The sequence below is a fragment of the Aneurinibacillus sp. UBA3580 genome, from assembly GCF_002375825.1.
Taxonomy (GTDB): Bacteria; Bacillota; Bacilli; order Aneurinibacillales; family Aneurinibacillaceae; genus Aneurinibacillus; species Aneurinibacillus danicus.
In genome coordinates this window covers 1-12,701 of sequence record NZ_DFMZ01000129.1, presented here as the reverse complement: position 1 = coordinate 12,701, position 12,701 = coordinate 1, and the positions used below count along the sequence as shown (strand labels likewise).

General features: G+C 49.2%; 10 protein-coding genes, 1 riboswitch and 1 other annotated feature. Of the genes, 1 reads left to right on the top strand and 9 read right to left on the bottom strand.

Translation table 11 applies throughout. From position 1 onward, the window contains the following. Positions 1–188: 188 nt before the first annotated feature. The gene (locus B2899_RS17280; RefSeq protein WP_286887376.1) at positions 189–1,955 is read right to left on the bottom strand and encodes a B12-binding domain-containing radical SAM protein; all 1,767 of its coding nucleotides are present in this window, start codon (positions 1,953–1,955) and stop codon (positions 189–191) included. Positions 1,956–2,078: 123 nt separating this feature from the next. Between B2899_RS17280 and B2899_RS17275 the strand changes: the two genes are divergently transcribed. Beyond that, positions 2,079–2,453 carry a sigma-w pathway protein ysdB gene (locus B2899_RS17275; protein ID WP_286887374.1) on the top strand — a complete coding sequence of 125 codons (375 nt, stop codon included), beginning with the start codon at positions 2,079–2,081 and terminating at the stop codon, positions 2,451–2,453. Between the two features lie 73 nt (positions 2,454–2,526). Here the strand turns inward: B2899_RS17275 and leuB are convergent, their stop codons facing one another. The 8 genes from leuB to B2899_RS17235 all read right to left on the bottom strand — a co-directional run. Next, positions 2,527–3,621, bottom strand: coding sequence for a 3-isopropylmalate dehydrogenase (leuB, locus tag B2899_RS17270; RefSeq protein ID WP_146810563.1), 1,095 nt, complete (start codon positions 3,619–3,621; stop codon positions 2,527–2,529). Between the two features lie 18 nt (positions 3,622–3,639). Further along, complete coding sequence (locus tag B2899_RS17265) at positions 3,640–5,172, bottom strand: 2-isopropylmalate synthase (RefSeq protein WP_146810561.1); 1,533 nt, start codon at positions 5,170–5,172, stop codon at positions 3,640–3,642. Positions 5,173–5,206: 34 nt separating this feature from the next. Next, on the bottom strand, positions 5,207–6,196 hold the full coding sequence (ilvC, locus tag B2899_RS17260; protein ID WP_146810560.1) for a ketol-acid reductoisomerase: 990 nt from the start codon (positions 6,194–6,196) through the stop codon (positions 5,207–5,209). A 68-nt stretch (positions 6,197–6,264) separates the two neighbouring features. Continuing rightward, a complete protein-coding gene (gene ilvN, locus B2899_RS17255; RefSeq protein WP_146810558.1) occupies positions 6,265–6,765 on the bottom strand; it encodes an acetolactate synthase small subunit in 501 nt (166 codons plus the stop codon). Between the two features lies 1 nt (position 6,766). Next, the gene (gene ilvB / locus B2899_RS17250) at positions 6,767–8,494 is read right to left on the bottom strand and encodes a biosynthetic-type acetolactate synthase large subunit (protein ID WP_246147335.1); all 1,728 of its coding nucleotides are present in this window, start codon (positions 8,492–8,494) and stop codon (positions 6,767–6,769) included. A 174-nt stretch (positions 8,495–8,668) separates the two neighbouring features. Continuing rightward, positions 8,669–8,915, bottom strand: a binding site (T-box leader). 128 nt (positions 8,916–9,043) lie between these two features. Further along, complete coding sequence (locus B2899_RS17245; RefSeq protein WP_146810554.1) at positions 9,044–10,375, bottom strand: nucleobase:cation symporter-2 family protein; 1,332 nt, start codon at positions 10,373–10,375, stop codon at positions 9,044–9,046. A 45-nt stretch (positions 10,376–10,420) separates the two neighbouring features. Beyond that, positions 10,421–11,008, bottom strand: coding sequence for a xanthine phosphoribosyltransferase (locus tag B2899_RS17240; protein ID WP_286887373.1), 588 nt, complete (start codon positions 11,006–11,008; stop codon positions 10,421–10,423). Between the two features lie 129 nt (positions 11,009–11,137). Next, positions 11,138–11,239: riboswitch (purine riboswitch) on the bottom strand. 96 nt (positions 11,240–11,335) lie between these two features. Further along, a partial coding sequence (locus tag B2899_RS17235; protein WP_286887371.1) for a leucyl aminopeptidase occupies positions 11,336–12,701 on the bottom strand: 1,366 nt, incomplete at its 5' end.

Below are 12,701 nucleotides of genomic sequence, written 5' to 3'. Positions count from 1 at the left end.
CCCTCCGCGTCACACGCTCCACATGGAAAAAGTAACGTTTGGCACACGCCTCGCGAGTTTTTTCTCGCTTACTAATGGAGGGAAGGTATATGTTGCTTTATCACTGTAAAGCAACATATACTTTCCTATACCATGAAAAAGGACCTGCGGCTCCTCCCGGAAAACCGGGAAGAGGAGCAGGTCTTATTTTATGCAGATACTTCCCTTAACATATGCATTGGAACAAAATACGTCTGCGGTCTATCGCTTTCCTCGGGATTATAGTAGACGAGCAGCAATGTATCTTCTCGCTTTATCTCGCCCAATGATAGGTAAATGGACAAGTTAACCGGTACAATCTCCAGCATCGTGTGTTTGTGCAACTGTTTCTCATCAAGCCCAAGCGCAGTGAACTCCGCTCCGGCAAGTTCCGGCTGCCGGGCCAATAGCTTCAGCAGACGGGATTGCTCCGCTTTCCGGACTTCATGCGTCCACCACACTTTCCTAGGCTTATATTTGTAGTTCATGAAGTAATCGTATTTCATTAATCCTTCGATTACCGGCAAGCACTCCGTGTCTCTTTCTCTCAAGAACATATGCAGACGTGTGAACAGGTCTTCCAATTGGTGACCAATGCGCGACCACCCCCGCTTTTCCCAGAAATCCCCGAACTCCTGGAAAAAGTCGAAAGCAGACGCGAATTCCCGCTCAATTAAATACAACAGTGTTATATCCATACGATGCGCGTTCCAGTACTTCTCCAGCACATCCTCCACCCGTTTAATCCGAACGATATCCGAAAACGGAAGAACACGGTTTTCTAAAATTTCATACGGCGCATGATCCATGTACTTATAGCCGTATTTCTCCGCGCTGATACGCATGCCTGTTCCGCGCAGCATTTTCAGGAAACCGAGCTGCAGTTCTTCGGGACGCAGTGCAAACACATCGTTGAACGTTTTGCGGAATGACATGTAGTCCTCTTCCGGTAGACCCGCAATTAAGTCAAGGTGCTGGTCAATTTTTCCGCTCTCTTTGACTTTGGTAACCGTACGGGCCAGCTTGGTGAAATTCTGGCGGCGTTTAACGATATCGTTCGTCATGTCGTTGGTGGATTGCACACCGATTTCAAACCGGAAAATGCCTGGCGGCGCATGCTCGGCCAGATAATCAAGCACCTCAGGCCGCATAATGTCTGCAGTAATCTCAAACTGAAACACACATCCCCGGTGATTTTCAATTAAAAATTGAAAAATCTCCATTGCATACTCACGTTTAATATTAAATGTACGATCGACGAATTTAATGAGCTTGGCCCCGCTCTCGATCAAATGCAACAAATCCCGCTTCGTCCGTTCAATATCAAAATACCGTACCCCCACCTCAATACTGGAGAGGCAAAATTGACAGGAGAACGGGCAGCCGCGGCTTGTTTCAAAATACGTAACCCGGTTGCCGAGATGAGGTATATCTTCTTCGAAGTAAAACGGAGACGGAATACGATTCAAATCCAGCTTCGGACGGGGTGGATTGACGATCACTTCGTCTTCTTTTCGATAGGCAATTCCATAGACAAAATGATACTTTTGCTCGCCTTTCATTTCCGTCAGAAGATGGTGAAACGTTTCTTCTCCTTCGCCTACCACAATAAAGTCAACATCGGTCAGGCGGTTCATCCAGTACTCGACATCGTATGACACTTCGGGTCCGCCGAGTACAATCTTGACTTCGGGCATAACCTTTTTTAGCATGGAGATAATCTGAATGGTCTCTTCGATGTTCCAAATGTAGCAGGAGAAACCAATCACATCCGGTTTCCGTTGAAATAAATCGGATACCACATTCATTGCAGGGTCCTTAATTGTGTATTCCACAAGATCTACCTCGAAATCTTCCTGGCAGAATGCCTTCAAATAGCGCAGAGCCAGCGAGGTATGGATGTATTTTGCGTTCAGTGTCGTTATGAGCACATTCATGAAATGCAATCCCTCATTTTAAATGGATTTCTGTGTGATAGTATAGCATTTTTTTGCATCCTTTTTCTAATCAATCCGTATAAGAAAATAAATGGATACTTTTCGATGAAAAGAGGGAATCGCATGCTGCGTTTGCTGCTGCTTTTGACAATCATCGCCTTTATCGTATGGTGGTTTCAATATATTTTCAATCCGAAGCGAAAACTTATGTCTGCGATTGAGAAAAAACAGACGTTCTTCCTCGATGACGAAGACAATGTGCGCCGCAATCTGCTGTTAACGTACAAGGGAGTTTTATTTGAGGGCGAGAAATATCTGGGGAGCATGGAAGACCGTTTTACCGTGACCAAGATTTCGCTCTGGCCGCGTCAGTCGAGCAGGTTAAAAGGACTGACCCGTGATGATTTCTTTGAGATTTCGGAGATTATCCGTGAGAACTATCCGGATGCGGAAATCGAATGGGGAACACCGGTGAAAGAATTCTTGCAGCGAGAATAAGAAATCACGAACATAAAAATCTCCGCCGTTGCTCAATATGCACGGCGGAGATTTTTATTTGCTGTTTATTACGCTACGCTTGCACGTATGCCTCACGAATAGCGGCGATGATTTTGTCGGCCATCTCTTTTGTGCCTACGGCTTCATCTTTATTATCGGCGATGTCGCCAGTGCGTACACCGGAGTTCAGCACGGTATGAACCGCTTGCTCGATCGCGTTCGCCGCCTTCTCCAAGCCAAATGAATACTTAAGCATCATCGCGGCAGACAGAATCGTTGCAGTCGGGTTGGCAATTCCTTTGCCTGCAATGTCCGGTGCAGATCCATGTACCGGCTCATACAAACCGAAGTTACCGTCCGCCAAAGACGCCGACGGCAGCATACCGATCGAGCCTGTCAGCATGGACGCTTCATCGCTTAAAATATCACCGAACATATTCTCCGTTACAATCGTGTCGAACTGCTTCGGCCAACGGATAAGTTCCATGGCGCAGGAATCAACCAGCTGATGGCGCAATTCTACATCCGGGTAATCCGGTGCGACTCGTTCTACGACTTTACGCCATAGACGGGAAGACTCCAGCACATTCGCCTTGTCCACGGAGGTCAGTTTCTTGCTGCGCAGACGTGCCACCTCGAACGCCCGACGCACGATTCGCTCAATCTCATACTCATGATAAATCAATTCATCGGAAGCGACTTCGCCGTTTTCGGTTTCATAGCGTTTCTTCTCGCCGAAATAGAGGCCGCCTGTCAATTCGCGAATCACCATTAGATCCACGCCTTTGACGACTTCTTCTTTCAATGCGGACACGCCGACCATGCAGTCGAGCATAAACGCCGGACGAAGATTGGCGTACAGACCCAATTCCTTACGGATACCCAGAAGTCCTGTTTCCGGACGAAGGTGCGCCGGGTTGTTATCCCACTTCGGACCGCCCACTGCTCCGAGCAACACAGCATCAGAACGGCGTGCTTTATCCAGCGTATCCTGGGGCAGCGGTGTGCCATCTTCATCGATGGCGCACCCGCCCAAACGCGCATATTCAAGCGTAAAACTTACATCTTCGAGTTCTTCGATGACTCTTAGTACATTGACCGCCTGCTCGATAACTTCCGGCCCGATGCCGTCCCCGGGCAGTACGGTGATGGTAAACGTTTGACTCATGCCTCGCTTCCTTCCTCTCTACATCACGACTTCTACCGCGTCGCCTCTTCGTGCAACCAGTTTATTCAGCGCGCGCAGATAAGCTTTCGCGCTCGCTTCCAGCACATCTGTGCTAACCCCGCGTCCCTGCACTGTGTAATCGCCTTGGGACAGGCGGACATACACTTCACCAAGTGCATCCTTACCGTGGGTGACGGATACAATCTTATAATCCTCCAGCACCACTTCTTCGTTCGTAACCCGGTCGATCGCTTTATAGATGGAATCAACAGACCCGTTGCCGCATGCCGCCTCTTCCAGCACTTCGCCGTTTAAGGTACGCACGCGTACGCTCGCCGTCGGTATCGAGTTGTTTCCGTATGAAAGCTGAACATTCTCAAGCGTGTACGCTTCCGGCACATCAACCAGCTTGGCGTCGACAAGCGCCACGATATCTTCGTCGCTTACATCTTTCTTGCGGTCGCATAAGTCTTTAAAACGTGCAAACGCGTCGTCCAGCTCTTCCTGGCTCAACTGGTAACCTAGCTCTATCAATTTATCTTTGAAAGCATGACGTCCCGAAAGCTTGCCGAGCACAAGGCGGTTTGATTTGAAGCCCACGCGCTCCGGACGAATGATTTCGTATGTGGTTACTTCTTTCAATACGCCATCCTGGTGGATACCGGATTGATGGGCAAACGCATTAGCGCCCACAACCGCTTTGTTACCCGGCACAAACATTCCGGTCAAGCGGCTGACAAGCTTGCTTGTGCGGGCGATTTCTTCCAGCTTCAGATTGGTGGTCGCCTGATAGAAATCCTTGCGGGTATCGAGCGCCAATGCTACCTCTTCTAAAGCAGCATTACCAGCGCGCTCACCAATACCATTGATTGTGCCTTCTACCTGAGTCACACCCGCCTGGATGGCAGCTAAAGTATTGGCAACAGCCATTCCGAGGTCATCATGACAGTGGCAGCTCAGCTTTACATTTTCAATGCCCCGCACGTTGTTTAATAGCTGGGTGAAAATATTAGCGTATTCGGCCGGTGTGGTATATCCCACTGTATCCGGAATGTTGATGATACGGGCGCCCGCATCGACAACCGCCTGCACCACTTCAATCAGGAACGGAATCTCGGTACGCGAACCGTCTTCACAGGAGAATTCCACCATATCGAAATATTTCTTCCCATGCTTTACGGCAGCAACCGCATTTTCGATAACCTGTTCCTTTGTCATATTCAGTTTATATTTCCGATGAATCGGCGACGTGGCAAGGAACGTATGAAGGCATGCCGATTCGGCGTCCCTCAGCGCTTCCCACGCTTTATCGATATCCAGCAAACGAGCACGGGACAAGCTGACGATCGTTGAGTTCTTGACCCGTTTTGCAATCTCACGAACGGATTGTAAATCTCCAGGGGAGGCAGCGGCAAACCCCGCTTCAATCCGGTTTACCCCCAGGCGCTCCAGTTGCAAAGCAATTTCTAATTTTTCCTTCGAACTTAAGTTGACTCCCGGGGACTGTTCACCGTCCCGCAGGGTGGTATCAAAAATTTCAATGGTACGCATTCCCTCGCCACCTCCACAGTTTTTGTCTTACTCCTTACTTCTTGATCCAGGCCATCATTTCACGCAATTGCTTACCTACCTGCTCGATTTGGTGTTCCTTCTCAATACGGCGGCGCGCTCCGAACGCGGCACGGCCGGACTGGTTCTCGATAATCCAGTTCTTCGCGAATTGGCCGGTTTGAATTTCTTTTAATACTTTCTTCATTTCTTTCTTCGTCTCTTCCGTTATGATGCGCTGACCGACGCTGTAGTCACCGAATTCAGCCGTGTCGCTGATGGAATAGCGCATGTACTCAAGGCCGCCTTCGTACATCAAATCTACAATCAGCTTCAGTTCATGCAAACATTCGAAGTAGGCGATTTCCGGTGCATAACCCGCTTCTACCAGTGTCTCGAAGCCCGCTTTTACCAGTTCGGCTGTACCGCCGCACAGTACCGCTTGCTCCCCGAACAGGTCGGTTTCCGTTTCTTCACGGAACGTTGTCTCAATAACGCCCGCGCGCGTGCAGCCGATGCCGCTTGCATACGCCAGACCGATTTCTTTTGCTTTTCCTGTTCCGTCTTGGTAGATAGCGAGCAATCCCGGTACACCGAAGCCTTCCGTATATACGCGGCGAACCATGTGGCCCGGGCTCTTTGGTGCTACCATAACTACGTCTACGCCCTGAGGTGCAACAATCTGCTCGAAGTGGATATTGAAGCCATGTGAGAAGAAGAGCGCATCTCCGTCTTTCAGGTTCGGTTCGATTTGCTCTTTATACACTTTCGCCTGCATTTCATCAGGAAGCAGAATCATAATCACATCAGCACGCGCGGCAGCTTCGTCTACCGTCAGCACTTCAAATCCATCGTTTTCCGCCTGCTCCCAGGAACGGCCTTTGCGAAGACCAATGACCACTTTCATACCGCTATCGCGCAAGTTTTGTGCTTGTGCGTGTCCCTGGCTACCGTATCCAATGATGGCAATCGTCTTGCCTTTCAGAACTTCTTGGTTTGCGTCTTTTTCGTAGTACATTGTAATCATGGAATTTCCTCCCCTATTCTGTGTGCTGTTTTGTTTATATTAAATGTGTTGATAGCAATGGTTATCGATTATACTCTGGCAAGTGTTGCGGCACCACGGCTGATCGCAGTCACGCCCGTACGCGAAAGCTCTTTAATACCGTATGGCATTAAGAGTTCAATTAACGCATCGACTTTTTCGGAATCGCCGGTAACCTGAACAACCAGAGAAACCGGCCCTACGTCGACAATGCTCGCGCGGAAAGGCTCAATAATACCTTTAATTTCAGAGCGTGTTCCCGGAGTTGCCTCTACTTTAATAAGCGCGAGCTCTCTGGATACCATCTGACCGCTGCTCAAGTGCTGTACTTTCAGTACGTCGATGAGCTTATGGAACTGCTTCATAATTTGCTCGATGGTATTGTCGTCGCCGCGCGTGACAATAATCATGCGCGACAGCCCCGGCTCTTCAGACTGGCCAACCGTAATGCTGTCAATGTTGAAGCCGCGCTGACCCATCAGGCTGGCGACCCGGGTTAATACACCCGGCTGGTCATTGACTAGAACTGAAATGGTGTGCTTTTGTTCCATGTTATTTCTCATCTCCCAAAACCATTTGGTCAAGTGTGTTACCTGCAGCGACCATCGGATATACGTTCTCTTCCGGCTCAACTACGAATTCAACAAGAACCGGTCCATTTGTATTCATCGCTTCTTGCCATATCCGCTCCGCCTCTTCTTCTGTCGAAGCGCGCAGACCTTTGATGCCGTAAGCATCGGCAAGTTTGACGAAGTCAACGCTCACGCTTAAGTCGATTTGACTGTAGCGATGCTCGTAGAACAGTTCCTGCCACTGGCGAACCATACCGAGGCATTGATTATTGATAATAACAATCTTAATCGGCAGATTATGGTTGGCAACAACCGCCAATTCCTGCTGATTCATCTGGAAGCCACCGTCGCCGCTGACCGAGATAACGGTTTTATCGGGATGCGCCATCTGTGCTCCGATGGCAGCGGGGAAGCCGAAGCCCATCGTACCGAGACCGCCCGAGGAGATGAAAGAACGCTGGTTGCTGAATTTAAAATACTGGGCCACCCACATCTGATGCTGTCCTACGTCTGTCGTCACAATCGCATCTCCGCCGGTCGATTCGTACATGATTTCGATAGCGCGCTGCGGCTTTAATCGACCTTCCGGACTCGGTTTGTAGCTGTACGGATGCTCTGCGCTCCATGCCTGGATTTGTGCCACCCATGCATCGGAGTCAGCGCGCCCGACTTTCGGAAGAGCAGCAAGCAGCACGTTTTTCACATCACCAACAATCGGGATATAAGCGTTGATGTTTTTGCCGATTTCAGCCGGGTCGATATCGATATGGATAATTTTTGCGTTCGGTGCGAACTCTTTCGTCCGGCCCATCGTAATACGATCGTCAAAACGTGCGCCCATGTTAATCAGCAGGTCAGTATTCAACAGCGCCTGGTTGGCGGCGTATGAACCGTGCATCCCCGGCATGCCCGGACAGAGTCGGTGCCCTCCCGGGAACCCGGCAAGACCCATAAAGGTCGGAATAACCGGAATGTTCGTCTTTTCGGCAAATTCCAATAATTCTTTTTCCGCTCCTGCCGCTACGATTCCGCCACCGGAGAGAATGACCGGTTTCTTCGCTTCAGCAATGGCTTTGACCATCCGCTCGACTTGCAAGCTGTTCGGTTTTACGGTCGGATTATATGTGCGGAGCTTTACCGTTTCCGGATAGTAGAACGGTGCTTTCGCGTTGTTTACGTCTTTTGGAATATCAATGAGAACAGGTCCCGGACGTCCGGTTGTCGCAATATGGAACGCCTCTTTGACGATGCGCGGTAAGTCTTCCACATTGCGGACAAAATAATTATGTTTTGTAATCGGAAGCGTAATCCCTGTAATATTCGCCTCCTGGAATGCGTCTGTTCCGATTAAGTGCTGGGCTACGTTTCCTGTGATACAGACCAGCGGCACTGAATCCATATGGGCTGTAGCAATTCCTGTCACAAGATTGGTCGCTCCCGGTCCGGAAGTGGCGATGACGACGCCCGGCTTCCCCGTTGCGCGTGCATATCCGTCGGCCGCGTGAATCGCTCCCTGTTCATGGCGCGTCAAGATATGTTTCAGATGACTCGAATAAAGCGAGTCGTAAATCGGCAGGACAGCGCCTCCCGGATATCCGAAAACATACTCTACACCTTCTAATAGCAGGCAACGTAGCAGCATGTCGGAACCCGACATTACCTCTCCCATTTCGATAGGCGGCAAAGAAGCTTTTCGATTATCAACCATCGCCGTATCTGTGCTCATGATTCTTCCTCCTTCTAAAAATTATCTCCCCATTGTTAAAATAGTCTAAAAATTTATACTGAACAGAGAACGGGTTTATGACCGCTCTGTCCGAGAATCAGAAAATAAGATGGAAAATAAAGAAAACCCTTTCATCCCCTGACTTTTATTCAATCAGTCTGGGGCGAAAGAGTTTCGCGGTACCACCCAATTTCATTGCTGCCTTACGGTCAACAACCTCAGCGGGTTGACAGTGGCCAACCCTGGCACATAACGCGTGCCATACGGCCTATCCCTACTAAAGTCACCTCTTTCGGAATAGCAACTCAGGGGTGAGATATATATAGCGTTCTTGCCCGGCTTCCACCATCCCGGACTCTCTGAGAAGAAGAGGCCATATACGCGTCCCCGTCGACGTTATTGCTCATTTATTCACTCAATTTTTAATTCATAAAACTGTGTAATCATTTGTTATATTACATGCAATTATAGACAGGGATAGAACAAGTGTCAATACGAAAAGTTAAGAAACTTTATAAAAAAGGCATTTTGTTACACAGCTGATTCAACCGAATGTTCGGCTTTGAGTGCTGCAATCGTATCTTCAATACTTTGGTTTTTAGTACCGTTCAGAATGATATTCAACAAAATCGCCGCAAAACTTCCTGTTACAATTCCGCTTTCCATAATCAAGCGCAGTCCTCCCGGAAGCCCGGAAAATACATCCGGTGCAATGGATACACCCAGCCCTAATCCTACGGACGTAGCGATAATTAACATATTTTCTACCCGGCGAAAATCTACGGTAGACAATTGACGGACGCCGGAAGCCATTACCATACCGAACATCGGAATCATGGCACCGCCGAGTACCGGATTCGGAATCACCGTTGTCAGCGCCGCTACTTTCGGCAGAAGCCCAAGTCCCATGATAATGAAACAGGCCGCAACGACAACACGTCTTGTTTTAACGCCTGTAAGAGCCACCAGTCCCACGTTCTGCGAATACGTAGTATAAGGGAATGCCTGAAAAATACCTCCGACAACCTGAGCCATACCTTCCGCCCGCAGCCCGCGCTTAATATCCTTTCCGTCAATTTTTTTCTCGCATACATCGGCCAGTGCGAAGAAAACGCCGGTAGATTCAATCATGCTTACAATTCCTACAAGAACCATACTAATAATCGCGGTCAGATGGAACGTCGGCATGCCGAAACGGAACGGTTCAACCATATGGAACCAGCCGGCTTTGCCTACAGAAGAAAAATCAACAAGTCCCATGAAATAAGCAATCGTTGTACCGATTACCAGAGAAATCAGCACAGAAATTGATTTCCAGAATCCTGTAAAAAAGCGGTTCATCAAGATAATAGATAGCAGCGTAACAGCCGCCAGGAACAAATTTGTTGCGCTGGCATACCCCGGCGTATCCGGTTGACCTACGATATTGCCCATGGCCGCACCGATAAGCGAAGCACCGATAATAACAACGACCGAACCCGTCACGACCGGCGGGAAAAACTTCAGAATTTTGTCCATGAACTGGGATAAAATCATAACGATAACCCCGGCAGCAATAATGGCACCGTATATAGCTGTAATTCCCTGGGCATTTCCGATGGCGATCATCGGACCCACCGCCTGGAACGCACATCCCATCAAAATGGGAAGTTTAACGCCAAAATACTTTCCTCCGACAACTTGCAATAGAGACGCTACTCCGCACGTAAATAAATCGATAGAAATTAAGTATGCAATCTGTTCCGGCGTCATTCCGATAGCCGGGCCAACAATCAAGGGAACGACTACCGCACCCGCATACATGGCCAGCACGTGCTGAAAGCCGAGCGTTCCTAATTTCCAAAACCCTACTTTGTTTTGCACAAAAATTTCCTCCTAAATAGTAACCATCTTTCTCGTTTCGCTGCTTTATGCCTTAACGGATTCTTCGACAAATTGGACTTTCCCGTCCGAAAACGCCGCGATCCGGGCAAGCGACTCTACCTTAAATCCCTTTTCTCGCAGGCGCCGACCACCATCCTGGAATGCTTTCTCGATGACGATACCAATCCCTACAACTTCGCTGCCGGCCTGCTCTACCAGGTAGGCCAGTCCGGCAGCCGCTTCCCCGTTTGCCAGAAAATCATCGATAATAAGGACCTTCTCACCGGCACCGAGAAACTTCTTCAGCACCGTCACTTCGTTCGTTTCGTTTTTTGTAAAGGAATGAACCTTCGTTACGTATGCTTCTTCATTCATCAGCGCCGATTTCTTTTTGCGGGCAAATACCATTTTGACATTCAATTTCAGCGCGGTGGTCAGCGCCGCTGCAATACCGGAAGATTCGATCGTCAGGATTTTCGTTACTCCTGCCTCTGCAAAACGGCGTGCAAACTCGTCGCCAATCTCCATCATGAGAACGGGATCGATCTGGTGGTTCAAGAATGAATCCACTTTTAGCACTTTATCTCCCAGTACATGCCCTTCTTCGCGAATTCTCTGTTTTAGCAATTCCATCTGTATCCTCCTTATGTGATAAAACGAAAAAATCCGGAAGCCGTCTGCTCATGATTACGAGCGAAAACGGTCCTCCGGATTGCAAAACCCTCCTGATCATCTGAACAGGTTACAGGTATTCTTTCCGCGAAAGTCGTCATTTTCACTCGTAGTCAGATTGTTTACGGCAATCTGGTAGAAACTTGCGGGCCATATTCCCGCGATTATACGAGTTTTTGTATTCGTTTTTACTGATGGTGTCATTATACCTAATCGGCCGCCAAAAATAAAGTTCGGATTTTTAAAAATCCGAACTTTATTCGAGTGATTTCGTTTTATCGTTCGTCTTCATTCAATATTATTCGTCTCTGCACGGCGCAGTGCAAGTACGGACAGTGTACGCACCATCGCTCCCGTACCGCCGGCAGGGGATAAATCATCCGCCTTATCAGCCCAAGCCGTCCCTGCAATATCCAGATGAACCCACGGCGTGCCTTCAGCGAACTCTCCGACAAACAAACCGGCCGTGATTGTACCCGCGTTACGGCCGCCGGTGTTCTTGAGATCCGCAATCTTGCTCTTGATTTGTTCCATATACGGTTTATAGCCAGGGAGACGCCACAGCAACTCGCCCGCTTCACCGGCCGCTTCCATAACCTCTTCCATCAGCGCTTCGTCATTGGTCAATGCAGCGGTTGTGCAGGTACCAAGCGCTACCAGTGCGGCGCCTGTCAGCGTCGCTAAATCGATAAGATAATTTGCCCCTATTTTGCGCGCATAACTCATACCATCAGCCAGAATGAGGCGGCCTTCCGCATCAGTGTTGAGAATCTCAACCGTTTTGCCGCTCATTGTCGTAATCACATCGCCCGGCTTGAGCGCAGAACCGCTTGGCATGTTTTCCGTCGTTGGAATGACGGCAGCGATATTGACGGCCGGCTTCAGCGTACCGATGGCTTCGAGTGCACCCAGCACGGCGGCTGCACCGCCCATATCACCTTTCATCTCATCCATACCCGGACCCGGCTTAATCGAGATGCCGCCGGAGTCAAACGTAATGCCTTTGCCGACAAACCCGATAACATCCTCCCACTTTTCTGTGCCCTGATATTTAATCGCGATAAGCTTCGGCGGCTCCACCGATCCCTGGCTAACGCCCAGCAGACCGCCCATACAGTATAATTCCATGTCTACCTTGTCGAGAATTTCCACTTCCATACCATGACGTTCGGCGATTTCTTTCGCTTTTTCGGATAGCACTGTCGGGGTTAAATAGTTACCCGGCATGTTAACCAGATCACGCGCCAGATTTGTGCCGCGCGCCAGTGCTTCAGCTACGCGAGCGCCCTCTTTGACCTCTTCGAGCGCATCGCTCTTGCAAAGAATCGCGAGCGCTTCAAGTTCCGGCTTCTCTTCCGTTTCTTTATGATATCCAGGAAAGCGGTAATTAGCGAGCAACGCACCTTCAAGCAACGCATGGGCCGCATCGTAATCGCCAAGTACTTTTGCTTCTTCATCAAGCGCGAATACAATATCCGTCAGCTTGGCTTTCAGCGCTTCTTTTACGGCACGTGCACCGATTTCTCGCAAGTCCTCAAACGAAAGTTCTTCCTTTTTGCCAAGACCGATCGTCATAATCCGGCGCGCCGGTACTTTGCCGAACGTATGTATAAACTGGACGCTCTTCTTTTTGCCGCTAATTTCTCCGTCTGCG